This window comes from Streptomyces sp. NPDC058221 (genome assembly GCF_042882365.1).
In the GTDB taxonomy this organism is placed as follows: Bacteria; Actinomycetota; Actinomycetes; order Streptomycetales; family Streptomycetaceae; genus Streptomyces.
Genome location: NZ_JBHVWF010000124.1, coordinates 1 through 24100, shown reverse-complemented (window position 1 = coordinate 24100; position 24100 = coordinate 1). Strand labels below are relative to the sequence as shown.

Genomic DNA, 24100 nt, shown 5'->3' with positions numbered 1-24100 from the left:
ACGCGATCCAGCGCTCGTACAGCTCCCGGATCCGCCCCAGCCCGGCGGGAACGGCCCGCACCGGCTGTACGACATGTTCGTCGTGGACCGCGACCGCGGCGCGCACGGTGGCCAGTTGGAGCTCCTCCTTGGAGCCGAAGAGGGCGAACACACCGCTCTTGCTCAGCCGCAGCTCGGTGGCGAGCCGGCCGAGCGAGAGGCCCTCCAGGCCCTCCACCGACGCGACCGCCGCCGCGTGCGCGAGGACCAGCTGCCGGGTGCGGTTGCCCCGTTCGACCCTTCCGTCCTGGCGTGCTCCCGCCATCTGGCGACTCCGTGCTCGGTGAGGTGCGGGACGGCCGCGGTCGGACCGGTCCCGGGCTCGCCATTCTAGGAGTGCGGCCGGTACCGTGATCGTTCCGCGTGCGAGCCAGTGAGGTCTCCACACCATGCCTGTGGAGAACCAGGAGACCCGGGTGTCCTCGATCGCCGTGCCCTCCCTCGCCCCGCCGCGCCGGGCGTGGCTCACCGATCTGCCCGTGCTGCTGGTCGCGGTGGTCTGGGGTTCCAGCTATCTCGCCGCCAAGGGCATCACCACGGCGCAGACCGTCATCGCCGTCCTCGTGCTCAGGTTCGCCGTCGTGCTGCCCGTCCTGGTGATCGCCGGACGGCGCCGGCTTGCGGCGCTGAGCGCGGCCCAATGGCGGGGCGCGGGGCTGCTCGGCCTGGTGCTCAGCGGGATCTTCCTGGTCGAGACGTACGGCATCGTGCACACCTCGGCGACCAACGCCGGGCTCATCATCAGCCTCACCATGATCTTCACTCCGCTCGCCGAGGCCGCGGTGACCCGGGTCCGGCCGACCGGGGCCTTCCTCGCCGCCGCCGGACTCTCCGTCGCCGGTGTGGTGCTGCTGACCCAGGGCGGCGGATTCACCACTCCCTCCGCGGGCGATCTGCTGATGCTCCTCGCCGCCCTCGCCCGCACCCTTCACGTCCTGCTGATGGCGCGTATCAAGTCCGTCCGGTCGGCGGACTCGCTGTCGCTGACCACCGTCCAGCTCGGCAGCGCAGTCGCCGTCTTCGCCCTCCTGGCCGCCGTTCCCGGCACCGGTGAGTCACCGTGGTCGGTCGCGGCCGGGTTCGGCGTCCGGGAGTGGGGCGGGCTGCTCTTCCTGTCGGTCTTCTGCACGCTCTTCGCGTTCTTCGTGCAGATGTGGTCCGTACGCCGCACCTCGCCGTCCCGGGTCAGCCTCCTGCTCGGTACCGAACCCCTCTGGGCCGCCGCCGTCGGCATCGCGATCGGCGGCGAACGGCTGGGTCTGCCCGGAGTGGCGGGCGCGCTCCTGGTGCTGGCGGGCACGGCCTGGGGGCGCCGCAGCGCGGACGCGACCACTCCCTGACCTCCCCCGTTCCCCGGCCCCGGCTACTCCTTGACCGAGTCCGACGCGATCATGACGGCGGCCCCCGTCACCACCAGCACGATGCTGACGAACAGCGAGTAGTCGCGGATGAACGGCAGTCGCGGCACCAGACTGAAGAAGCTGAACCAGTCGATCCATTCATGGAGCAGTCCGGCGACGCCCTGCACGAACACCAGGAAGCCGACCGTCTCGCAGATTTTCTTCATGGAAGCGAGCCTGGCGTGCGGGCAGCCGCCCCCGCGTCGGCCGGTCGTCTGCACTGCTGGGCCGAAAGTCTTTCCTTGCCCGACTTTGGTCGCCTCTCGGACCCGAACCACCGGCAGCCGGGAATCCGCTGCGTAGCTTTGCCGATATGACGCGCACGGAGTATCCCTGGCTGCTGCCCTCGGCGATGGCCGACCCCGAGCTGCCCGGCGACCGGGGGACCCGTTCCCGCCGTACCGTGCGCGACTGGGTCGTCGACATCGTGGCGTTCCTCTGCGCCGCGGGACTGGGGATGGTGACCGTCGCCGCGATCGACGCCGACCAGAGCACACCGGACGGCATCGTCTTCGTCGACTCGCTGATCGGCGCTGCCGCCTGCTGCGCGCTGTGGGTGCGGCGGCGATGGCCGGTCGGTCTCGCCGTGGCGCTGACGGTGGTGTCCACCGTGGAGCCCGTCGCAGCCGGAGCCCTGCTGGTGGCGCTGTTCAGCGTGGCCGTGCACCGGCCGTTCCGACCCGTCGCCCTCGTCGGCGCCGGCGCCCTGGCGGTTGCCCCCATCCAGCCCTATCTGCGCCCCGACCCGAGTACCTCGTTCATCGCGTCCACGGTCATCGGCGTGCTGCTGATCCTGCTGGTGCTCAGCTGGGGCATGGTCGTCCGTTCCAGACGCCAGCTCGTCGTCACCCTGCGCGAGCGCGCCCGGCGCGCCGAGACCGAGGCCGGACTCCGCGCCGAACAGGCACAGCGGCTGGCCCGCGAGGACATCGCCCGCGAGATGCACGACGTCCTCGCCCATCGGCTGACCCTGCTCAGCGTCCACGCCGGCGCCCTGGAATTCCGGCCCGACGCACCCCCGGCCGAGGTGGCCCGTGCCGCCGGGGTCATCCGGGACAGCGCGCACGAGGCGCTCCAGGACCTCCGCGAGATCATCGGCGTGCTGCGCAGCCCCCGGGACGACGAGGGCGACCGGCCGCAGCCCACCCTCGCCACGCTGGACGCACTGGTCGCCGAGTCCCGGCTGGCCGGGATGAAGGTCACCCTCGACAACGGCCTCACCGACCCTGAGGCAGCGCCCGCCGCCACCGGCCGCACCGTCTACCGCATCGCGCAGGAGGGCCTGACCAACGCCCGTAAGCACGCACCCGGCGCCGAGGTCACCGTCACGGTCAGCGGCGGGCCGGGGCAGGGCATCACCGTCGAGGTGCGCAACCCGGCCCCCACCGAGCCCTTCGAGCAGGTACCCGGATCCGGGCAGGGGCTCATCGGTCTGACCGAGCGCGCCACCCTCGCCGGGGGCCGGCTCGACCACGGCCCGGGACCGGGCGGCGGGTTCGGGGTCCGGGCCTGGCTACCGTGGTCGTCATGACCACCCCGACTCCCGCCCCTGCCGGCCGGCCCGTGCGGCTGCTCATCGTCGACGACGACCCGCTCGTGCGGGCCGGGCTCGCCCTGATGCTCGGCGGCGCCGCCGACATCGACATCGTGGGGGAGGGGGCCGACGGCAGTGAGGTGGCCGCACTCGTCGAACAGCTCGGTCCGGACGTGGTCCTGATGGACATCCGGATGCCGGTGATGGACGGGCTGACCGCCACCGAGATGCTGCGCGGCCGTCCGGAGGCCCCCGAGATCATCGTCCTGACCACGTTCCACGCCGACGAACAGGTCCTGCGTGCCATCCGTGCCGGAGCCGCCGGCTTCGTGCTCAAGGACACCCCGCCGGCCCAGATCGTCGACTCCGTGCGACGGGTTGCGGCCGGTGACCCGGTCCTGTCACCCGCGGTCACCCGGCAGTTGATGGCCCGCGCCGCCGGCCCCGGCCGGGAGGAGAGGCAGGACCGTGCGGAACGGGCCCGCCGGCGCCTGACCCTGCTCGCCGAACGGGAACGCGAGGTGGCGATCGCCGTCGGGCACGGCCGCTCCAACGCGGAGATCGCTGCCGCGCTCTATCTGAGCGTGGCCACGGTGAAGACCCAGGTGTCACGGATTCTCGCCAAATTCGACTTCAACAACCGGGTCCAGATCGCCCTGCTGGTCCACGACGCGGGCCTCCTGGAGGACGACGACGGACCCGGCCTGTCCTGAACCCTCCGCCCGGACCGGCCCCGGCGGCATACGCTGAACAGGCCGGTCCTGGCGGCCGGCCCGATCAGACCGGGAGGGCGGGCCCATGTCCGATGTCGATGCAGATCTGCGCGGAGTGGCGGACTTCACCGCGAATCCGTACCCGTACTACGCGAAGATGCGCGCCGAGGGTCCGGTGCACACCATCCGGACCGATGACTTCGACCGGGTGTGGCTCGTCGTCGGATACGACGAGGGGCGCGCGGTCCTGGCCGACCAGCGGTTCGGCAAGGACTGGCGGACGCTGCCCGGCCAGGCGGGCACGGGCGACCCGATCAACGCCAACATGCTGGAGATGGACCCCCCGGACCACACCCGGCTGCGCAAGCTGGTCGCCCGGGAGTTCACCCCGCGCCGGATCGAGTCGCTGCGGCCGAGGGTGCAGCAGATCACCGACGGACTGCTCGACGCGATGCTGCCGGCCGGCCGGGCGGATCTCGTGGACGCCCTCGCGTTCCCGCTGCCGATGACCGTCATCTGCGAGCTCATCGGCGTGCCCGACCTGGACCGGGACGCCTTTCGCGTGATGTCGAACGCGGTGGTCTCCCCGGCCGGTGCGCAGGAGGAGAGCGACATGGTGCGCGCCATGGGCGGCTACCTCGCCGAACTGATCGAGGACAAGCGGCGCTCGCCGGGCGAGGACCTGCTGAGCGCGCTGATCGCCGCGCGGTACGAGGACGACGACGCTCTGTCGTCCGACGAACTGGTCGGCATGGCCTTCCTGCTGCTCGTCGCGGGTCACGAGACCACGGTCAATCTGATCTCCAACGGGGTTCGGGCGCTGCTCGACCACCCGAGGCAACTGGCTGACCTGAGGGCCGACTTCGGACTCATCGACGGGGCCGTCGAGGAGATGCTCCGTTACGAGGGCCCCGTGGAGACGGCCACCTTCCGCTTCGCCCGGGAGACCGTCACGATCGGCTCCATCGTCATCGCGGCCGGTGACCCGGTCCTGGTGTCCCTGGCCGGCTCCGACCACGACCCGGGCCGCTATCCGGAGCCGGACAGCTTCGACATCCGCCGCGAGACGCAGGGGCACCTGGCCTTCGGGCACGGGATCCACTTCTGCCTGGGCGCGCCCTTGGCCCGGATGGAGGGCCGCATCGCGATCCGGACCCTGCTGGAACGCTGCCCCGGACTCGTGCTCGATCCGTACGCCGGGGAACCGGACTGGCTGCCGGGCATGCTGATCCGCGGGGCGCGCAGGCTCCCCGTGCGCTGGTGACAGAGAGGAACGTCATGACGGTGCTCGACCTGGGGACGGCGCAGAAGGTGCTCGACAGCCAGCCGTTCAGCAGGCTCGTCGGCGCGCGGCTCACCGCCTTCGGCAACGGCGCGGCCACGCTGGAGATCGACGGCCGCGAGGAACTCCGGCAGCAGAACGGCTTTCTGCACGGCGGGGTGCTCTCCTACGCCGCCGACAACGCGCTCACCTTCGCCGCCGGAACGACGCTCGGCCCGGCCGTGCTGACCGGCGGCTTCTCCATTCAGTACCTACGGCCCGCCACCGGCAGCGTGCTCGTCGCGCGGGCGGCCGTCGTCCACACCGGCCGACGGCAGGCGGTGGCGCGCTGCGATCTGTTCGCCGTGGGCGAGGACGGCGCCGAAACCCTGTGCGCTGTCGCCCAGGGCACCGTGCTGAGTGCCACGCCATCCTGAAGGAGACCGAGTTGACCACGGAAACGACAGTCGACCTCGCGGCGCTCGGCGAGCGGTTCACCCGCGACCCGTACCCCGTGTACGCCGAGTTGCGGGCCCGCGGCCCCGTCCACCGGGTCCGCATCCCGGAGGGTACGGACGCCTGGCTCGTCGTCGGGTACGAGGAGGGCCGGGCGGCGCTCGCGGACCAGCGGCTCTCCAAGGAGTGGAGCAACGCCTCGCCCGCCCTCGGGGTGAGCCAGGTCGCCTCGGGGAGGTCCATGCTCAGCTCGGACGCCCCCGTGCACACCCGGCTGCGGAAGCTGGTGACCCGGGAGTTCACCCCGCGCCGCATGCAGCAACTCGTCCCGCGGGTGCGGCAGATGACGGAGGAACTGCTCGACACGATGCTGGCGCTGCCCGGCCGCGGCACCGATCTCGTCGAGTCGCTGGCGTTCCCGCTGCCGATGTCCGTCATCTGTGAACTGCTCGGGGTGCCCTTCCTGGACCGGCAGACGTTCCGGGCGTGGTCCAACATCGTGGTGTCCTCCGTCGACGCGGCGGAGCGCGGCGCGGCGGCCGACGGCATGAACGGCTATCTGGCCGGGCTCGTCGACGACAAGCGCGCACAGCCGGGCGACGACCTGATGAGCGCGCTGATCCACACGGCCGACGAGGAGGGCGACCGGCTCTCGGTCGAGGAACTGATGGGAATGGCCTGGCTGTTGCTCGTGGCCGGCCACGAGACGACGGTGAACCTCATCTCCAACGGGGTGCTCGCCCTGCTCACCCATCCGGAACAGCTCGCGGCGCTGCGCGCGGACCCCGGCCTGATCGACAACGCGGTGGAGGAGGCGCTCCGGTACACGGGCCCGGTCGAGACCCCGACGTACCGCTTCACCACCTGCCCGCTCGACATAGGCGGCACGGTGATCCCGGGCGGCGGAGAGCTGGTCCTCGTCGCGCTGGCCGATGCCAACCGCGACCCGGACCGTTACCCGGACGCGGACCGCTTCGACATCACCCGGGACGCCCGGGGGCACGTCGCGTTCGGCCACGGGATCCACTACTGCCTGGGCGCCCCACTGGCCCGCATCGAGGCCGCGGTGGCGATCGGGTCGCTCCTGGAGCGCTGTCCGGAGCTGGCGTTGGACGCCGATCCGGAGGAGCTGACCTGGCGGACGGGGATGCTCATACGGGGACCGGAGGGTCTGCCGGTCAGGTGGTGAGTGCCGTGGGCGGGCTCAGGCCCCCGGAATCTCCGTCAGTTCCACCGGCCGGCCCTCCCGGCGCGAGACCTCGCACGCCTCCGCGATCCGCAGGGCGTGCAGGGCCTCCCGGCCGTCGCACGGATTGACCGCCTCGCCCAGCACCAGCCGGACGAAGGCGTCCAGCTCGGCCTCGTACGCCGGGGCGAAGCGCTCCAGGAAGCCGGGCCAGGGCTCGGCCGGGGCGGCGGGGCCCTGCGGCTGCGCCGAGGTGAGCGGGGTGCGGTCGTCGAGGCCGACCGCGAGCTGGTCCCGCTCGCCCGCCAGCTCCATCCGTACGTCGTACCCGGCGCCGTTGCAACGGGTCGCCGTCGCCGTGACGAGGGTGCCGTCGTCGAGGGTCAGCAGGGCCGCGGCGGTGTCCACGTCGCCTGCCTCGCGGAACATCGCGGGCCCGGCGTCCGAGCCGGTGGCGTACACCCGCGTCACCTCGTGGCCGGTCACCCAGCGCACCATGTCGAAGTCATGGATCAGGCAGTCGCGGTACAGCCCGCCGGAGAGCGGCAGATAGGCGGCGGGCGGCGGCGCCGGATCGGAGGTCACGGTCCGGACGGTGTGCAGCCTGCCGAGCGCCCCGGCGCGCACGGCGGCGCGAGCCGCCGCGTACCCCGCGTCGAAGCGGCGCATGAAGCCCAGCTGGAGCACGCTGCCCGCCTGTTCCGTCGCGCGCAGCGCGTCCAGGGTGCCCGCCAGGTCCAGCGCGACCGGCTTCTCGCAGAACGCGGGCAGCCCGGCCTTCGCGGCCAGGCCGATCAGCTCGGCGTGAGCGGAGGTGGCCGAGGCGATCACCACGGCGTCCACGCCCGCGCCGAACACCTCCGCTGCGGAGCCGACGGCGCTCGCTCCGGTCAGGCCGGCGACCGAGGCCGCGCGGGCCGGGTCGGCGTCCGCCACCACCAGGGCCTTCACCGAGGGGTGGCGGGACAGCACGCCCGCGTGGAAGGAGCCGATCCGGCCGGTGCCGATGAGTCCGATGCGCATGGACCCAACGTGCCGGTCACCGGCAACGCTGTCAACTGTATGTCCTGACAAACGCGGGCTCTGTGTCGGAGTGCGGCACACCGGCGCCCCGCCCTCGCGACGAGCAGATCCGGCTCCCGCCCCTGCCGGCCCCGCGCCACTCCTTCGATTTCCGCGTCCCGCACGGTGACAGCGCCCGGCGACTTCCGTACGGTGTCGGAGGCTTCCCGGCTTCTCTCGTACGGTGACGACGGCGGCAATCGGCCGCCCCGGCGCCGTACGCGCCCCGTCCCGACACACGCGCCGCGCCCTGCCGGGCGACCGTGGCGGCGGCTCGGGGATACTTGCCCAGCCGGGCCGGGTCCGTACGGGCCCCGGCTCCACCAGCAGCACAACGAGCAGCACAAGAAGGGCACGGAGTCGTGGCAAGGGTTCGGACAGGGGTACGTGCGATGGGCGCCGTGCTTGCGGCGGTGCTCGGCGCCTCCCTCATGGGATGCAGCAGCACCGGCGGCAAGCGGGCGGAGGAGCGTGCGGCACAGTCCGCCGCCGAGGGCCGGTCCGCGGTGAACACGCCCCGCTGGACCTTCGCCATGGTCACCCACTCGGGCGACGGCGACACCTTCTGGGACATCGTCCAGAAGGGCGCCAAGATGGCGGCCGGCAAGGACAACATCAACTTCCTGTACTCGCACAACGACGAGGGACAGCAGCAGGCCCAGCTGGTCCAGGCCGCCATCGACAAGAAGGTCGACGGGCTGATCGTCACGCTCGCCAAGCCCGACGCGATGAAGGCCGTCGTGGCCAAGGCGACCCGGGCCGGTATCCCTGTGATCACGGTGAACTCGGGCTCCGCCGAGTCCAAGAAGTACGGCGCGCTCACCCACATCGGCCAGGACGAGTCCATCGCGGGCGAGGCCGTCGGCGACGAGCTCAACGCCCGCGGCCGCAAGAAGGCCCTGTGCATCCTGCACGAGCAGGGCAACGTCGGTCACGAGCAGCGCTGCGCCGGGGCGAAGAAGACCTTCGACGGCGAGATGCAGAACCTCTACGTCGAGGGCACCAACATGCCCGACGTCCAGGCGTCCATCGAGGCGAAGCTCCAGGCCGACAAGGACATCGACGCGGTCGTCACCCTCGGTGCGCCGTTCGCGGACGCCGCCGTCAAGGCGAAGCAGACCGCCGGCAGCAAGGCCGAGATCGACACCTTCGACCTGAACGCCAAGGTCGCCACCGAGCTGGAGGCCAAGACCCTCGGCTTCGCCGTCGACCAGCAGCCCTACCTCCAGGGGTACGAGGCCGTCGACCTGCTCTGGCTCTACCGCTACAACCGCAACGTGCTCGGCGGCGGCCGCCCGGTCCTGACCGGCCCGCAGGTCATCACCTCGAAGGACGCCGCCCAGCTGGCCGAGTACACGAACCGGGGAACCCGATGACCGCGGCCTCCGGATCGTCGTCCCCCGCCGGGACGGACGAGAGACTGCTGCGCACCTCGCCGCTGCGCAAACTGCTCGGCCGCCCCGAGCTCGGGTCGGTCGTCGGCGCGGTGGCCGTCTTCCTGTTCTTCGCGATCGTCGCCGAGAGCTTCCTGCGGGCCACCAGCTTCGGCACGGTGCTGTACGCGGCCTCGACCCTCGGGATCATGGCGGCGCCGGTGGCGCTGCTGATGATCGGCGGCGAGTTCGACCTCTCCGCCGGTGTGATGGTCACCAGCTCCGCGCTGATCTCGTCGATGTTCAGCTACCAGATGACGGCCAACGTCTGGGTCGGCGTATTCGTGTCGTTGCTGGTCACGCTCGCCATCGGCGCGTTCAACGGCTTCATGCTGACCCGCACCAAACTGCCGAGCTTCATCATCACGCTCGGTACGTTCCTGATGCTGACCGGCCTCAACCTGGGCTTCACCAAGCTGATCAGCGGGACCGTCTCGACGAAGACCATCGGCAACATGGAGGGCTTCCCCTCGGCCCGCAAGCTCTTCGCCTCGTACTGGACCGTCGGCGGCGTCGAACTCAAGGTGACCCTCCTGTGGTGGGCCGTCCTCGTCGCCGTCGCCACGTGGGTCCTGCTCCGTACCCGCTTCGGCAACTGGATCTACGCGGTCGGCGGCGGGGCCGACGCGGCCCGCGCGGTCGGCGTCCCGGTGATCCGGACGAAGATCGGGCTCTACCTCGGGGTCGCCTTCGCCGCCTGGGTCTCCGGGCAGCACCTGCTGTTCAGCTATGACGTGGTGCAGTCCGGCGAGGGTGTCGGCAACGAACTGACCTACATCATCGCGGCCGTCATCGGCGGCTGTCTGATCACCGGCGGCTACGGCTCCGCGATCGGCTCGGCGGTCGGCGCCTTCATCTTCGGCATGACCAGCAAGGGCATCGTGTACGCGGAGTGGGACCCGGACTGGTTCAAATTCTTCCTCGGGGCGATGCTGCTCCTGGCCACCCTGCTCAACGCATGGGTACGCAAGCGCGCGGAGGCGACGAAATGACGGCCCCCAAGGCACCGAACGGGCCACAGGACACCGAGCCGCGGGGGACCGGGCCGCAGGGCGCCGGGCCGCGGGCGCTGGTCGAGCTCGACCACGTCAGCAAGTACTACGGCAACATCAAGGCCCTTGAGGACGTCTCGCTGGAGGTGCACGCCGGCGAGATCTCCTGCGTCCTCGGCGACAACGGCGCCGGCAAGTCCACCCTCATCAAGATCATCGCGGGGCTGCACCGGCACGACGCCGGGGTCTTCCTGGTGGACGGCGAGGAGACCACGCTCGCCAACCCGCGCGACGCCCTGGACCGGGGCATCGCCACGGTCTACCAGGACCTGGCGGTCGTCCCCCTGATGCCCGTCTGGCGCAACTTCTTCCTCGGCTCCGAGCCGACGACCGGCGTGGGCCCCTTCAAGCGCCTCGACGTCCGGCTGATGCGCGAGACGACCCGCTCCGCGCTGCTGCGCATGGGCATCGACCTGCGCGACGTCGACCAGCCGATCGGCACCCTGTCCGGCGGCGAGCGCCAGTGCGTCGCCATCGCACGGGCCGTCCACTTCGGCGCCAAGGTGCTCGTGCTGGACGAGCCGACGGCCGCGCTGGGCGTCAAGCAGTCCGGAGTCGTCCTCAAGTACGTCGCGGCGGCCCGGGACGCCGGACTCGGCGTGGTCCTCATCACGCACAACCCGCACCACGCGTATCTCGTCGGAGACCGCTTCGTCCTGCTCAAGCGGGGTGCCATGGCCGCCAGCCACACCAAGGACGGTGTCACGCTGGACGAGCTCACCCGCCAGATGGCGGGCGGCAGCGAGCTGGAGGAGCTCAGCCACGAGCTGCAGCGGACCTCAGGACCGGACTCGCCGGCCGGCCCCCCGGCGAAGGACGTCTCCCCGTAGGAGGGAGCCGGCCCCGCCGCCCCCGACGACCCCGTGCGGCAGCCCCGTCCCCCCGGCAATGGCAGAATCGGGGCCGACGGGCGCCGTCCGCCGCCGGGATCACCTCGACCCCGGCCACTCCAGACCCCCCAGGGACGATGAGCACGTACCGCGACTTCACACACCGCGGCTCCGCCCGCGCCACCGTCCTGCGGACTGTCGGCACCCGGGAGCGGCGCTCGCACCTCACCGCGCCTCGGGTCCCCACCGTCGGCATCGACATCGGGGGGACGAAGGTGATGGCCGGGGTCGTCGACGCCGACGGCACCATCCTGGAGACCCTGCGCACCGAGACGCCGGACAAGTCCAAGAGCCCCAAGGTCGTCGAGGACACCATCGTCGAGCTGGTCCTGGACCTCTCCGACCGCCACGACGTGCACGCGGTGGGCATCGGCGCGGCCGGCTGGGTCGACGCGGACCGCTCCAAGGTGCTGTTCGCCCCGCACCTCGCCTGGCGCGACGAACCCCTGCGCGACGCCATCGCCTCCCGGCTGGTCGTCCCGGTCATGGTGGACAACGACGCCAACACCGCCGCCTGGGCCGAATGGCGCTTCGGAGCGGGGCGCGGCGAGGACCACCTCGTCATGATCACCCTCGGTACGGGCATCGGCGGCGCGATCCTGGAGGACGGTCAGGTCAAGCGCGGCAAATACGGCGTAGCGGGTGAGTTCGGACACATGCAGGTGGTGCCCGGGGGCCATCGCTGTCCCTGCGGCAACCGCGGCTGCTGGGAGCAGTACAGCTCCGGAAACGCACTCGTCAGGGAGGCCCGCGAGCTGGCCGCGGCCGACTCCCCGGTGGCCCACGGAATCATCGAGCGCGTCAAGGGCAACATCCCCGACATCACCGGACCGCTCATCACCGAACTGGCCCGCGAGGGCGATGCGATGTGCATCGAACTCCTCCAGGACATCGGCCAGTGGCTCGGCGTCGGCATCGCCAATCTGGCCGCCGCGCTCGACCCCTCCTGCTTCGTCATCGGAGGCGGTGTCAGCGCCGCCGACGACCTGCTGATCGGACCGGCCAGGGACGCCTTCAAACGCCAGCTCACCGGCCGCGGCTACCGCCCCGAGGCGCGGATCGCGAAAGCGCAGCTGGGCCCCGAGGCGGGTATGGTCGGCGCCGCCGACCTCGCCAGGCTGGTGGCCCGCCGGTTCCGCCGGACCAACCGCCGACGCGTGGAGCGGTACGAGCGCTACGCACAGATCTACGACCAGGCAGCGAGCACCATCCGTAACACGCGCAACACCCGCACTTCCTAGGGAATCCCAGACCCATGACCGCAGCCGAGCACCCCGTCGTGCCGCGTCAGTCCCCGCCCCCCGACGAGGGCGACGGACGGCCGCCGCAGGACAGGCGCAGAACGATCCGCCGACGCCTGATCACGGCGACCATCATCGTGCTGCTCATCGGCGTCCCGGCCGGATATCTGCTGATCTCCGCCGGACAGAGCCGCCGCTCCGGCCAGGACAAGGCGGCCGAGGCCGCCGCTCAGGGCCTCCGTGAGGGCTGGCCGTCCCGGATGCTGCGCCGGATCTTCGAGGTGCCGATCCCCGGCGATGCCGTGCAGGTCCAGTACTACGAGACGAACAACTGGAAGGCCAGCCGGATGTACGCGCAGTTCCGCACGACGTCCAACGGCCTCGACCGGTTCCTCACCCAGGTCGGCACCGGCCGCGCCGCCCTGACCGAGGGCAAGGTCACCGTCGGCGCCCGCGACGCGAAGATCGCGGGCTGGTACTTCGGCGACGGCGTCGCCTGGGCGGGCACCACGCACACCAACAAGGACCCGCGCCCCACCCAGGACATCACCGTCGACATGACGGACCCCGCGGCCCCTGTCGTCTACGTCGTCTCCGCCGCCACCCCCTGACCCGACCCCGCACGGCTCGCGGGCCGGGCCGTCGTCCGACGGCACGGCCCGCTTCGCGTACCGGGGATCAGACGGTCCGGCGCAGCGCCACCACGTCGATCTCCACGAGGATGTTCATCAGCACGGAGCCGACCGTGGTGCGTACCGGCCGCGGGTCGCCGAAGTGCTCCCGGTAGACCCGGTCGAAGCCGGCGAAATCCCGGTGCAGGTCATGGAGGTGGACCGTCGCCTTCACCACGTCGTCGAGCGTGAGCCCGTCCGCCGCGAGGAGCGCGGAGACGTTCGCGAGCACCTGGCGGGTCTGCTCCTCGATGGTCCCGCCCAGCTCGCCGGTGACCGGGTCCTGCGGACCGAAGCCGGAGGTGAACAGGTACGGGCCCGCCGCGATGCCCTGGCTGTACCCCCCGGCCGGCGCGGGCGCGCCCGCGGTGGTGACGGCCCGGCGCCCGGGGTGAGGGATGCGGGTGGTCACTTGGTCAGGTCTCCTTCGCGTGCGTTGACCTCCGCGTAGTGGCGGAGCTTGTCCTCGTCGACGGTGACACCGAGACCCGGGCCGTCCGGCACCCGCAGACTGCCGTTGTCCAGCGTGAGCGGCTCGATGATGTCGTCCGCGTGCAGGTAGTACATGGAGTCGATCGCGCGCGACAGCACCGGTGTGCTGGCGACCACCGCGAGGTGGGCGGCCGTGGCGATGCCCAGTTCGCCGCCGCTGTGCAGGTTCATGCCGAGGCCGAACGTCTCGCAGTGCGCGGCCAGCGCCTTGGTCGCCGCGATGCCGCCCCATTTGTAGACGTCACCGTGGATCACGTCGACCGCGTTGAGGCGCATCGCGGGAGCGAAGTCCTCGAAGCGGACGACGCACATGTTGGTGCACAGCGGGATGCGCACCTTCTGCCGGACCTGGCTCATGCCCTCGATCCCGACGCACGGATCCTCCAGGTACTCCAGGTCCAGCTCCTCCAGCGCGATACCGGCGCGTATCGAGTCCGGGACCGACCAGGCGGCGTTCGGGTCCACGCGCAGATTCACCTCGGGCAGTGCGGAGCGCACCGCCCGCAGGATCGCGACATCGCCCTGCACGTCCTTGGTGCCCTTGAGCTTCACGGCGGTGAAACCGCCCTCGGCCACCACGCGCTCGGTGTGCTCGGCCAGGGCGCCCGGCAGACCGGCCGCATCGGCGCCGGGCGCGTCGGCGCGGGTGATCAGCGCGGTCAGCGGCACCTCGTCGCGGACCGGGCCGCCCAGCAGATCGGTCACCGACTGGCCGGTGGCCTTGCCCATGGCGTCCCAGCAGGCCACGTCGATCGCCGCCAGCGCCGCGTAACCCAGGTATCCGTAGAAGAACGGCACCATGTGATGGCGGCGGTGGAAGGACTCCAGGGCGAACGGGCTGGTGCCGATCAGGTCCTCGGCGAGATCGCGGACGATCGCGGCGACCGGACGGCCCCACATCGTCTCGCCCCAGCCCTCCACGCCGGAGTCGGTCCTGATGCGCACCACGGTGCGCGTCTCCCCGGTCTTCGTCTCGAACGAGCTGGTGAACGGGTTGACCAGCGGCAGATTGACGACGTGGACGTCGACCTCGGTGATCTTCATGAACGGTTCCTTAGGTGGGAAAGGGGAGTGGGGGTCACGCGAGGGGCTGTGACGCGGCGTCGAAGGCGAGCACCGCGCGGGCCAGGCCCCGGGCGCGCCGGTCGAGCAGTCGCTCGCCGTGCGCGGCGTCGGCGCCGGCCGCGTCGTCCGTGGCGCCGCCCACCCGCTCCCACTCGCCGTGCCGCTCCACGGTCAGACCGGGGTAGGGCGGCTTGTCGAACAGCGCCGGCGGCTCCACCGGCTCGTGCCGGGCGCGCTCGGCACGCACCAGATCGGGCCGGGCGGCCAGCATCAGCGACGTCTCAAACCAGCCGGCGTGCCCGGGGACCAGCTCGGCGTGCTGCTCGTCCTGCGCGTCCGGTTCCGCGTCCGCACCGGGCTCTCCGGTGTCGGTGAGCGTCCAGTACGAACAGGCCGCCGCGGTCACGTCGGCGCGCAGCGCGAACCGTTTGACCGCGAGCCGCATGATCTCGTCGTTGCCGCCGTGCCCGTTGACGACGAGCACCCGCCGGTAGCCGCAGGCGGCCAGCGAGTCGAGGAGCTCGTCCAGGACCATGCCGAGCACCGGCGCGGACAGCGTCAGCGCCGCAGCGAACAGATGGTGCGGGCTGTGCCCGTACGGCAGTGTCGGCAGCCGCACGAGCGCGGGCACGTCCACGCCCGCCGCGGCCCGCTCGTCGAGCAGAGCCAGGGCGCGGGAGACCACGGCGTCGGCGAGCATCGTGTCCGTGCCCATCGGCAGGTGCTCGGCGTGCTGCTCCTGCGAACCGATCGGCAGGACGGCGATGGCGTCGGCCCCGGCCGCGCGGGTCTCGCGCCAGGTGGACTCGGTCAGGTTCCGGTAGGTCATACCGCTGTCTCCCCGGATCGGGGGCATGACAGAGTCGGCGCATGGCGCATGAACGTATTCCTTTGCGGTTGGTGCCCGATCCGCTGCCGGACGAGCCGGCCGGTCGGGACGTCGGTGTGCTGGGCGCCGTAGAGGTGCTGCCAGGACTGGTGCGGGCCGCGCTGCTCACCCGCGCCGGAGCCGTACGCGAACGGGCGCAGGTCCGCTTCGACGCGCGCAGCGCCGATCCGGCGGTGGTCGACGCGGCGCTGCGGGAGGTGGCGCAGGTGTTCGCCGGGCAGGCCCTGCTGGGCGTCGGCGTGGCCGCGGCCGGTGTGGTGGACCCGGCCGCGGGCCGGATCATCGAGGCCAATGACGCCCCGGCACTGCACGGCTACCCGGTGGCCGACCGGCTCGCCTGGCTGGTCGGAGCTCCGGTGCGGATCGAGCACCGGGCACGGGTGCAGGTGCTCGGCGACCGCTGGTTCGGTGCGGGGCGCGGCCGCCGTTCGTTCGCCTCCGTCGCCACCGGCGAGGTCCTGGGCGTCGGCATCCTCTACGAGGGGGAGGTGCTCGCCCCGGTCGGCGGCCGCAGCGGCGCCCATATGACGGTCACCGCGAGCGGCGAGCTCTGCACCTGCGGACGGCGCGGCTGCTGGAAGACCGTGGCGACGACCCGCTGGCTGCGCGAACGCGCCGCCGAGCACGGCCTGGCCCCCGAGGCGGCTTCGCTCGGCGCCCTGGCGGCGTCCGCCGATCCGGCCGCCCGCGATCTCGTCGTGCGGTACGCGGAGAACCTGGTGCTCGGCCTCACCACCGTCCAGCAGCTGTTCGCCTGCGGCCTGTTCGTGCTGCACGGCGAGGCTCTCGACGCCGGTGAACCCTTCCGGGCGCTGGTGGAGTCCCGGCTGCGCGCCGATGTGCTCGGCGGCGGCGAGGCCCCCACCGTGGTGCTCGGCGAGGCCGCGGACACGGGAGCGCTGCTCGGCGCGGCCGGCCTGGTCCTGTCGGGGCGGTAGGAAGGGATTCATGCCGGGACGTCACCCAGGATCCGGCGGTCCGGGTCGGGCACCGGCACGGCGTCCAGGAGCCGCCGGGTGTACGCGTCCTCGGGGGCGGTGAACACCTGGTCGGCGCTGCCCGACTCGACGATGCGGCCCTGCCGCATCACGGCGACCCGGTCGGCGATCTGGCGGACGACGGCCAGGTTGTGCGAGATGAAGAAGTACGTCAGCCCGAGGCGTTGCTGAAGTTCGGCGAGCAGGTCCAGGACGCGGGCCTGCACGGACACGTCGAGCGCACTGGTCGGCTCGTCGAGCACGACCAGGCGCGGCTCCAGGGCGAGCGCCCGCGCGATGGAGATGCGCTGACGCTGCCCGCCGGAGAACTCGTGCGGGTAGCGGTCCACGATGTCCGTCTCCAGGCCGACGGCGTCCAGGAGCTCTCCGACCCGGTCGCGCACCCTGGCCCGGCCGCGCCGTCCTCGCGCCCACTCCTCGTGGGTGACGAGCGGCTCCCCGACGATGTCGGCGATCCGCAGTCGCGGATTCATGCTGGAGTACGGGTCCTGGAGGACGACCTGCATCTGGCGGCGCAGCGGACGCAGTGCGGCACCGTTCAGGGCGAGCAGATCCGTACCGTCGAACCGCACACTGCCCGCGGTCGGTTCGAGCAGTCGGAGCAGCAGCCGGGTCAGGGTCGTCTTGCCGCAGCCGGACTCGCCGACCAGGGCGAAGGTCTCGCCCTCACGGACGGTGAGGGAGACGTCGTCGACGGCGACGCTCGGCGGCCGGCCCGGGAACTCCTTGCGCAGTCCGTCGATTTCCAGCAGCGGGGTCGTGTTCATGCGACGGGCTCCAGTCGGGGAGTGGCGGCCAGCAGATCGCGTGTGTACGAGGCGGTGGGACGCTTGAAGACCTGCTGCACGTCGCCGCTCTCGACGACTTCGCCGTGCCGCATGACGACGACGCGGTCGGCGGTCTCGGCGACGACCCCCAGGTCGTGGGTGATCAGCACGACGGCCATGCCGTGGCGCCGCTGGAGCCGGACGAGCAGCTCCAGGATCTGCCGCTGCACGGTCACGTCGAGCGCCGTGGTGGGCTCGTCCGCGATGAGGACGCGCGGTCGCGCCACGAGTGCGGAGGCGATCATGACGCGCTGGCGCAGACCGCCGGAGAGTTCGTGGGGGTACTGGCCGTAGCGCCGTTCGGGGTCGGGTATGCCCACCTCGTCCAGCGCGGTCAGCGCCTCCCGGCGGGCCTCGGCGCGGGTGTGGTCGCCATGCAGCCGCAGCACCTCGGTGACCTGGTCGCCGACCCGCTGCAACGGGTCGAGGCTGGTCATCGGGTCCTGGAAGACCATGGAGATCCGCGCGCCGCGGATCCTGCGCAACTCCTTCTCGCGCAGGGCGAGTACGTCCTTGCCGTCGAGCAGCACCCGGCCGCCCGCGTACCGGCACGGAGGTTCGGGGTTGAGGCGCATCGCGGACAGGGCCGTGGCCGACTTTCCGCTGCCGGACTCGCCGACGACGGCGAGGGTCTCGCCGGCGGCGACCGAGAAGCTGACCCCGCGCACGGCGTGCACGGTCGACGAGGCGAGCGCGAAGTCGACGCGCAGGTCCCGGAATTCGAGGACGGGCGCGGACGGCGGGGTCTGCGCGGAGTCGGATGTCGTGGAGTCGGTCATCGGCGGTACGCCTTCGGGTCCGCGACGTCGCGCAGGGCGTCGCCCAGGATGTTGATGGACAGCGAGGTGAGCATGAGAGCGATGCCGGGGAAGACGGCGATCCACCAGGACGTGCCCAGGTAGAGCTGTCCGTCGGCGAGCATGCCGCCCCAGGTCACCGTCTCCTTCGGTACGCCGAGGCCCAGATAGCTCAACGACGCCTCGGCGACGACGGCCGACGCGATGTGCAGGGTGCCGATGGTGGCCAGCGGCGCCATGACGTTGGGCAGCAGGTGCCGGCGCATGATCGCCAGATCCCCGACCCCGATCGCGCGGGCCTCGGTGATGAAGTCGCGGGTGCGCAGCGACAGCACTTCGGAGCGCACCACACGGGCGTACGACACCCAGCCGGTGATGCCGATCACGAGGATCACGTAGCCGAGCCCCGAGCCGACGAAGCCGACGACGGCGAGTGCCAGCAGGATTGCGGGGAAGGCGAGTTGGACGTCGGCGACGCGCATCACGACCCGGTCGGTCCAGCCGCCGAGGTAGCCGGAGGCAAGGCCCGCGACGGTGCCGATGACACCGGCGAGAAGTGCGGCGCCGGCGCCGACGAGCAGCGAGACCCGGGTGCCGTAGACGATCCGGGAGAGCAGGTCGCGGCCGAGCTGGTCGGTGCCGAGCAGATGGGCGCTGCTGCCGCCGGACTGCCAGGCGGGCGGCTGGAGCCGGCCGAGGAGGTTCTGGGCGTTCGGATCGGCGGGAGCGATCAGCGGTGCGCACAGCGCGCACACGACGATCAGCAGGAGGAAGCCGAGCGCGACGGCGGCGAAGCGGTTGCGCAGCAGTGAGCGCAGCACGGACGGATGGGTCGCGGCGGCCGGGGCCTTGGCGGTGGCGGCGGGCGCGGGGACGGTGGTGGTCATCGGGAGTTCCTCACCCTCGGGTCGAGGAGGCCGTAGGACAGGTCCACCAGCAGGTTCACCACGACGAACGTGACGGCGAACAGCAGCACGGTGCCCTGTACCAGGGGGAAGTCGCGGTTGGCGATGGCTTGCACGGTCAGCTGGCCGACACCCGGCCAGGAGAAGACCTGTTCGGTGAGGATCGCGCCGCCGAGCAGACTGCCGACCTCCAGACCGACGACCGTCACCACGGGCAGCGACGCGTTGCGCATGCCGTGCCGCAGCACGGTGCGCACCGGCCCCAGTCCGCGGGCGCGGGCGGTGCGGATGTGGTCGGAGCCGAGCACATCGATGAGCGAGGAGCGCAGCAGCCGTGCGACCACGGCGACCGAGTAGACGGCCAGCGTGACCGACGGCAGGACGAGATGGGCGAACGTGCCGTACCCGGAGGCGGGCAGCGCGTGCAGACCGACGGCGAACACGAGGATGAGCAGGATGCCCACCCAGAACGCGGGCGTCGACTGTCCGATCAGCACGGCCGTGATGACGCCGCGGTCGGCGGCCTTGCCGCGGTACATCGCCGCGATCGTGCCGGCGGGCAGTGCGATCACCAGCGTCACCACGAAGGCGCCGGCCGAGAGCAGCAGGGTGGCCGGGATGCGGTCGGCGAGGACCTCGCGGACCGGCTGGTTGTAGAAGAGGGAGTTGCCGAAGTCGAAACGCGGCAGACCCCACAGGTAGTCCAGGTACTGGGCGATGAGGGAGCGGTCCAGGCCCAGGCTGTGCCGCAGCACGCTCTCCTGCTGGGCGGTGGCGTCGGGCGGCAGCATCACCTTCACCGGGTCGCCGGACAGACGTACCAGGAAGAAGACGACGGTCGCGGTGCACAGCAGCACCAGCAGCGCGGTGCCCAGGCGCGTGAGGGCCGGCCGCAGTACGGTCCAGGCCCGGCTGGGTGCGGCGGCCCGCACACCGGGCGCGGTCAGGGTCTGACTCATCACACGGTCACCTTCGCGCTCGCCATGTCCAGCACTCCGGCGGCGCCGGGCGTCCAGCTCGGCCGGGTGTTGTGCACGTAGATGTTGTCGATCTGGTACAGCGGCACGAACGGCGCCTCGTCCTTGATCAGTTGCTGCAGTTCGGAGAAGGCGCGACGGCGCACGGCCGGATCCACGGAGAGCTCCTCGAGGTCCACCAGCCGGTCGGCGCGCTTGTTGTGCCAGCGGCTCTGCCGCCGGTCGCTGCGCACGTTCGACTGGAGCATGCTCTCGCCGTCCATCGTCCAGACGGTGGACGCGGCCAGGTACATCGGACCGAGTGCGCCGTGGTTGCTGGAGGTCAGACGCTGGGAGTAGGTGCCCGGGTCGAGCAGGTTGACCCGGGCACGGATTCCGGCGTGCGCCAGCAGGCCCGAGATGGCCTCGGCGACGTTCGCGTCCAGGTTGGAGGCGGTGATCGAGGTACTGATGCCGTCGGGGTGCCCGGCCTCGGCGAGCAGTGCGCGGGCCTTGGAGAGCGAACGCAGAAACGGCTTCACGGCCGCGTCGAATCCGAACGCGCCGCGCGGGATCATCGCCGGCACCTCGGTGGCGTTGCCGCCGAGAACCGCCTTGATCAGCAGGGGGACGTCGACCGCGTGGTTGACCGCCTGCCGTACGCGCCGGTCGCGCAGCGGCCCCTCGCTCAGGGTGTCGAGGGACAGGTACGAGGTGCGGATGCCGGTGTGGTGGTCGATCCGCACGCCCGGGTATCCGGCCAGCTGCTCGGCGGCGTCCGGGGTCATGCCCGCCACGATGTCGACGCCACCGCTCTGCAGGGCGGCCAGCGCGGACGACGAGTTGGGGGCGGGTACAAAGACCAGTTCGTCGACGTGCGGACGGCCCTGCCAGTGGTGGTCGTAGGCGGCGAGGCGCAGTTCGTGATCGCGCTGCCAGCGCCGGAACGTGAACGGCCCGGTGCCCACCGGGTGTGCGGCGAAGCCCTCGTCGCCCACCTTGGCCAGATAGCGCGGGGGCACCACGACGCCGCCGAACAACGACAGCTTCGCGGGCAGGATCGGGTCGTGCACCGAGGTGTGCACGTCCACCGTGTACCGGTCGACCACGCTGACCTTGTCGACGTAACGCAGCTCCACGATGGGCGACTTGGTGGCCGGGTCGAGGAGCCGCTCGATGCTGAACCGGACGGCCTCGGCGTCGCACGGCTCACCGTTGTGGAAGGTGACACCGCGCCGCAGCTCGAACCGCCACACCTTCGGCTCGACGGCCTTCCAGGACACGGCGATCCGCGGCTCGAGAGCGTTGTCGCGGCCTCGCGCGGTGAGCGTGTCGAACATGTTGATCAGGGCGTTCATCGACGTCATGTCGCCCTGCTTGTGCGGGTCCATCGTCTTGGGATCCCCGGTCTGGGAGACCCGCAGCACGTTGCCGGCAGAGCCGGCCGACGGGGCGCCGCACCCCGTCAGCAGGGCGGGGACTGCAAGGGCGGACACCGCGAGACCACCCAGACGCAGTGCCGAACGGCGGGAGCAGCCGACGTGCGGCCCGCTGCCCTCTTCACATATTCGTTCCATTGGACAACACGCTCGTTCCGGTGAATGGAATGCAGTTCGGGTAAGGTAGGCCACATGGGGAAATCGGTCAACAGTCCTTCGCAGCAGCAGTCCTCCGCCGCCTTCGCAGGCCCGCAGGCGGACACCGCGCCGCCCACGCCCGGCCCGGTGGACAAGGCCATGGAGGTTCTGGCGGCGCTCGCCGGGCCGGGGGCGCCGCACCGTCTCGCGGACCTTGCCCGTACCACGGGTCTCGCCAAGCCCACAGTGCACCGCCTGCTGCGCGCCCTCGCCGGCACCGGCTACGCCGAACCGGCCACCGGTGGCAGCTACCGGCCCGGGCCACGGCTCCTCGGGCTCGCCGCGAGCGTCCTCGCCGACGACGCGGCGATGCGCAGCGTCGGGCCCGTCCTCGACGAACTCCGGGTGCGCACCGGCCTGTTCGCCTCGTACGCGGTGCGCGACGACCGCACCGTGATCCATCTGGACGTCCGGGCGCCCGCCCAGGGGCTCGGGCTCGATCTGCGCCCCGGCTTCCGTGAACCGGTGACCGATGGCGCGGCGGGCATCGCCCTGCTGGCCGCCCTGCCGGACGGGGAGATCGAGGCCCTGTGGGCCGGCCCCGACGGTGCGCCCGTCGACGGCGCGGCCCACGCGGCCCTGGCCGCCGCCGCCCGCGACGGCTACGCCTTCGACGGCGCCGACGTCCGGCTCGACCGGCGCGCGCTCGCCGCGCCGGTGCGCGACGCAGTAGGTCACACGGTCGGAGCCCTCGTGCTGACCGGCCTCGCCTTCACTCTCGACGAATCGGCCGCGCAGCTGTACGGGCCCACGGTCCGCTCCGCCGCCGCCGCGGTGTCGGCGAGCGTGGCCGCGGAGTCGGGTGCCCGGCTCGGACTGGTCGCGGACCCGGAGCGGCGGATCAGCGCCACGGGCAGTGCGATCGGCACCGACGGCGCGGGGGAGACGCGATGAGCGCCGAGAGCAGCCGGCCGGCGTCGGCGCCCGACGGCCGGACGGGCACGACCCCGCCCCCGGCTGCCCGCCGGGGGGTGCTGGAGGACGGCCTGGCGCGCGGTCTCTACTCGGGCGCCGCCTGGTCGCTCGGCGACGCGACGGGCCCCCACGACCGGGGCTGGACCGGCACCCGCGCGCTCGGCGGACCGCCGCTGGACGGCCACGACATGTGGGACCTGGCATCGGTGACGAAGCCGATCGTCGGTCTGGTCGTCATGGCCCTCGTCGACCGTGGCGTCCTGGGCCTCGACGACTCAGTGGGAGACCACCTCGCCCGCTACCGGAGCAGCCCGCACGCCGGCCGTACCGTCGCCCAACTCCTCGACCACACATCGGGGCTGCCCGGCGGCGTCCCGCTGTACCGCGAGCACCTCAGCCGTGACTCCCTGCTCACGGCACTCGGCGCACTGCCGCCCGCCGCCGAGCCCGGTACCCATGTCGCCTACTCCTCCCAGGGGTTCATACTGCTCGGCCTCATCGCCGAACAGGCCACAGGCCAGGGCCTGGACGAGCTGCTGAACGAACTCGTCTGCGACCCTCTCGGTCTGACCGGCACCCGCTTCAGGCCGGGGCCCGCCGACCGGGCACGGGCGGTGGCCACCGAAGCCTGTCCCTGGCGCGGCCGGACCGTCGTCGGCGAGGTGCACGACGAGAACGCCGTGGTGCTCGGCGGCGTCGCCGGGCACGCCGGCATCTTCTCCACCCTCGCGGATCTGGAGCGCCTTGCCCGGTCGCTGCTCGGAGGCGGCCCGCCGCTCCTGGCGCCGGACACGCTCGCGCTGATGACGGCCCCCCGCACGGACCACCTGAACCTGCGCCGGGCGCTGGCCTGGCAGGGGCAGGACCCGGCGGGCTCCCCGGTGGGCGGCACCTTCGGCCCGGCGTCGTACGGCCACACGGGTTTCACCGGCACGAGCCTCTGGCTCGACCCGGCGGCCGGCCGCTACGCGATCCTGCTCACGAACCGCGTCCACCCCAGCCGCGCGGAGCGCGGGTTCGCCGCGCTGCGACGGGAGTTCCACGCGATCGGATGAGCTCAGGGATGCAGGGCGGGCCGGTAGACGAGCTCCTGGATGCGGCCGTCGAGCGTCCGCTGCTCGATGAGTTCGAGGTCGAAGTCGGCCGCACCTTCGAAGATCCGGTCCAGCCCGGTCCGGCCGGTGATCACGGGGAAGAGCGTCACCTGGACGCGGTCGACCAGGCCGGCGGCCATCAGGGCCCGGTTCATCGACAGGCTGCCGTGCGAGCGCAACGGCACCTCGGACTCCTCCCTGAGCCGGGCGACGACATCCAGGGCGTCGCCGCCCGCGACCGTCGCGTCCGGCCAGTCGAGCGGCTCCCGCAGTGTGGTCGACACCACCGTGGCCGGCAGGCTCCTCATCCGCGTGACCCATGGATCACGTACATCGGACTCCTCGGTGCTTGCGGCCAGCATCTGCGCGAACGCGCGGTAGGTGTGGGCGCCGAAGACCATGCGCTGCTCCTCGCCGTACAGGGCGAGGCGGTGGGCGAGGAGCTCCGGGCCCTGTTTGCCCCAGTAGCCGGTCCAGTCGCCGCCGGCGCCACCGAAGCCGTCGAGGCTGGAGAAGACGTCGAACGTGTAGGTGGCGGACATGGTGTCCTCCTCGGGTGCGGTTGACCGTGTGTGTATGTACGGACG

The 24100-nt window shown here is 71.9% G+C and carries 26 protein-coding genes; 14 read left to right on the top strand and 12 right to left on the bottom strand.

Annotation, left to right across the window (positions count from 1 at the left end; all coding sequences use genetic code 11):
• The coding region (locus tag ACFVW8_RS30140) for a TetR family transcriptional regulator (RefSeq protein ID WP_389695509.1) at window positions 1-304 on the bottom strand (304 nt) is incomplete at its 3' end.
• Between the two features lie 151 nt (window positions 305-455).
• Here ACFVW8_RS30140 and ACFVW8_RS30135 point away from each other — a divergent pair.
• Window positions 456-1379, top strand: coding sequence for a DMT family transporter (locus ACFVW8_RS30135; RefSeq protein WP_389695511.1), 924 nt, complete (start codon window positions 456-458; stop codon window positions 1377-1379).
• Between the two features lie 23 nt (window positions 1380-1402).
• On the opposite strand, the gene ACFVW8_RS30130 is transcribed toward ACFVW8_RS30135, so the two are convergent.
• On the bottom strand, window positions 1403-1606 hold the full coding sequence (locus ACFVW8_RS30130; RefSeq protein ID WP_389695507.1) for a hypothetical protein: 204 nt from the start codon (window positions 1604-1606) through the stop codon (window positions 1403-1405).
• Window positions 1607-1752: 146 nt separating this feature from the next.
• Between ACFVW8_RS30130 and ACFVW8_RS30125 the strand changes: the two genes are divergently transcribed.
• The 5 genes from ACFVW8_RS30125 to ACFVW8_RS30105 all read left to right on the top strand — a co-directional run bounded on the left by ACFVW8_RS30125 (window position 1753) and on the right by ACFVW8_RS30105 (window position 6592).
• Window positions 1753-2970, top strand: coding sequence for a sensor histidine kinase (locus ACFVW8_RS30125; protein ID WP_389695505.1), 1218 nt, complete (start codon window positions 1753-1755; stop codon window positions 2968-2970).
• Window positions 2967-3686: a response regulator gene (locus ACFVW8_RS30120; RefSeq protein ID WP_389695503.1), complete on the top strand. Its 720-nt coding sequence runs from the start codon at window positions 2967-2969 to the stop codon at window positions 3684-3686. Before ACFVW8_RS30125 ends, ACFVW8_RS30120 begins: the two co-directional genes overlap by 4 nt.
• Window positions 3687-3771: 85 nt before the next feature.
• The gene (locus ACFVW8_RS30115; protein WP_389695501.1) at window positions 3772-4950 is read left to right on the top strand and encodes a cytochrome P450; all 1179 of its coding nucleotides are present in this window, start codon (window positions 3772-3774) and stop codon (window positions 4948-4950) included.
• A gap of 14 nt (window positions 4951-4964) precedes the next feature.
• On the top strand, window positions 4965-5384 hold the full coding sequence (locus tag ACFVW8_RS30110; protein ID WP_389695499.1) for a PaaI family thioesterase: 420 nt from the start codon (window positions 4965-4967) through the stop codon (window positions 5382-5384).
• 11 nt (window positions 5385-5395) lie between these two features.
• Window positions 5396-6592, top strand: coding sequence for a cytochrome P450 (locus ACFVW8_RS30105; protein WP_389695497.1), 1197 nt, complete (start codon window positions 5396-5398; stop codon window positions 6590-6592).
• Between the two features lie 15 nt (window positions 6593-6607).
• Here the strand turns inward: ACFVW8_RS30105 and ACFVW8_RS30100 are convergent, their stop codons facing one another.
• A complete protein-coding gene (locus ACFVW8_RS30100; protein ID WP_389695495.1) occupies window positions 6608-7612 on the bottom strand; it encodes a Gfo/Idh/MocA family oxidoreductase in 1005 nt (334 codons plus the stop codon).
• Between the two features lie 431 nt (window positions 7613-8043).
• Between ACFVW8_RS30100 and ACFVW8_RS30095 the strand changes: the two genes are divergently transcribed.
• The 5 genes from ACFVW8_RS30095 to ACFVW8_RS30075 all read left to right on the top strand — a co-directional run bounded on the left by ACFVW8_RS30095 (window position 8044) and on the right by ACFVW8_RS30075 (window position 12878).
• Entirely contained in the window at window positions 8044-9027 is a 984-nt protein-coding gene (locus tag ACFVW8_RS30095; protein WP_389695493.1) for a sugar ABC transporter substrate-binding protein, read from the top strand.
• The gene (locus tag ACFVW8_RS30090) at window positions 9024-10076 is read left to right on the top strand and encodes an ABC transporter permease (RefSeq protein ID WP_389695491.1); all 1053 of its coding nucleotides are present in this window, start codon (window positions 9024-9026) and stop codon (window positions 10074-10076) included. Before ACFVW8_RS30095 ends, ACFVW8_RS30090 begins: the two co-directional genes overlap by 4 nt.
• Entirely contained in the window at window positions 10073-10966 is an 894-nt protein-coding gene (locus ACFVW8_RS30085) for an ATP-binding cassette domain-containing protein (RefSeq protein WP_389695489.1), read from the top strand. Before ACFVW8_RS30090 ends, ACFVW8_RS30085 begins: the two co-directional genes overlap by 4 nt.
• A 137-nt stretch (window positions 10967-11103) precedes the next feature.
• Window positions 11104-12267: an ROK family glucokinase gene (locus ACFVW8_RS30080; RefSeq protein ID WP_389695487.1), complete on the top strand. Its 1164-nt coding sequence runs from the start codon at window positions 11104-11106 to the stop codon at window positions 12265-12267.
• A gap of 14 nt (window positions 12268-12281) precedes the next feature.
• Complete coding sequence (locus ACFVW8_RS30075) at window positions 12282-12878, top strand: hypothetical protein (protein ID WP_389695485.1); 597 nt, start codon at window positions 12282-12284, stop codon at window positions 12876-12878.
• Window positions 12879-12945: 67 nt separating this feature from the next.
• Here ACFVW8_RS30075 and ACFVW8_RS30070 read toward each other — a convergent pair whose 3' ends face one another.
• From ACFVW8_RS30070 to ACFVW8_RS30060, 3 genes are read right to left on the bottom strand one after another with little or no spacing between them, the layout of a single operon-like run.
• Complete coding sequence (locus ACFVW8_RS30070; RefSeq protein WP_389695483.1) at window positions 12946-13350, bottom strand: RidA family protein; 405 nt, start codon at window positions 13348-13350, stop codon at window positions 12946-12948.
• A complete protein-coding gene (locus tag ACFVW8_RS30065) occupies window positions 13347-14474 on the bottom strand; it encodes a mandelate racemase/muconate lactonizing enzyme family protein (protein ID WP_389695481.1) in 1128 nt (375 codons plus the stop codon). Before ACFVW8_RS30065 ends, ACFVW8_RS30070 begins: the two co-directional genes overlap by 4 nt.
• 34 nt (window positions 14475-14508) lie before the next feature.
• A complete protein-coding gene (locus tag ACFVW8_RS30060) occupies window positions 14509-15324 on the bottom strand; it encodes a creatininase family protein (protein WP_389695479.1) in 816 nt (271 codons plus the stop codon).
• Window positions 15325-15365: 41 nt separating this feature from the next.
• On the opposite strand from ACFVW8_RS30060, the gene ACFVW8_RS30055 reads away from it, so the two are divergent.
• Window positions 15366-16322 carry an ROK family protein gene (locus tag ACFVW8_RS30055; RefSeq protein WP_389695477.1) on the top strand — a complete coding sequence of 319 codons (957 nt, stop codon included), beginning with the start codon at window positions 15366-15368 and terminating at the stop codon, window positions 16320-16322.
• Between the two features lie 8 nt (window positions 16323-16330).
• Here ACFVW8_RS30055 and ACFVW8_RS30050 read toward each other — a convergent pair whose 3' ends face one another.
• From ACFVW8_RS30050 to ACFVW8_RS30030, 5 genes are read right to left on the bottom strand one after another with little or no spacing between them, the layout of a single operon-like run.
• On the bottom strand, window positions 16331-17149 hold the full coding sequence (locus ACFVW8_RS30050; RefSeq protein WP_389695475.1) for an ATP-binding cassette domain-containing protein: 819 nt from the start codon (window positions 17147-17149) through the stop codon (window positions 16331-16333).
• On the bottom strand, window positions 17146-17988 hold the full coding sequence (locus tag ACFVW8_RS30045) for an ATP-binding cassette domain-containing protein (protein ID WP_389695473.1): 843 nt from the start codon (window positions 17986-17988) through the stop codon (window positions 17146-17148). The genes ACFVW8_RS30050 and ACFVW8_RS30045 overlap by 4 nt, the downstream gene beginning before the upstream one ends.
• Window positions 17985-18893, bottom strand: coding sequence for an ABC transporter permease (locus tag ACFVW8_RS30040; RefSeq protein ID WP_389695471.1), 909 nt, complete (start codon window positions 18891-18893; stop codon window positions 17985-17987). Before ACFVW8_RS30040 ends, ACFVW8_RS30045 begins: the two co-directional genes overlap by 4 nt.
• Entirely contained in the window at window positions 18890-19870 is a 981-nt protein-coding gene (locus tag ACFVW8_RS30035; RefSeq protein WP_389695469.1) for an ABC transporter permease, read from the bottom strand. Before ACFVW8_RS30035 ends, ACFVW8_RS30040 begins: the two co-directional genes overlap by 4 nt.
• Window positions 19870-21444: an ABC transporter substrate-binding protein gene (locus ACFVW8_RS30030; protein ID WP_389695467.1), complete on the bottom strand. Its 1575-nt coding sequence runs from the start codon at window positions 21442-21444 to the stop codon at window positions 19870-19872. Before ACFVW8_RS30030 ends, ACFVW8_RS30035 begins: the two co-directional genes overlap by 1 nt.
• Before the next feature lie 54 nt (window positions 21445-21498).
• Between ACFVW8_RS30030 and ACFVW8_RS30025 the strand changes: the two genes are divergently transcribed.
• On the top strand, window positions 21499-22398 hold the full coding sequence (locus ACFVW8_RS30025) for an IclR family transcriptional regulator (protein ID WP_389695465.1): 900 nt from the start codon (window positions 21499-21501) through the stop codon (window positions 22396-22398).
• A complete protein-coding gene (locus ACFVW8_RS30020; RefSeq protein WP_389695463.1) occupies window positions 22395-23474 on the top strand; it encodes a serine hydrolase domain-containing protein in 1080 nt (359 codons plus the stop codon). Before ACFVW8_RS30025 ends, ACFVW8_RS30020 begins: the two co-directional genes overlap by 4 nt.
• A gap of 2 nt (window positions 23475-23476) precedes the next feature.
• On the opposite strand, the gene ACFVW8_RS30015 is transcribed toward ACFVW8_RS30020, so the two are convergent.
• Window positions 23477-24055, bottom strand: coding sequence for a dihydrofolate reductase family protein (locus ACFVW8_RS30015; protein WP_389695461.1), 579 nt, complete (start codon window positions 24053-24055; stop codon window positions 23477-23479).
• Window positions 24056-24100 lie beyond the last annotated feature (45 nt).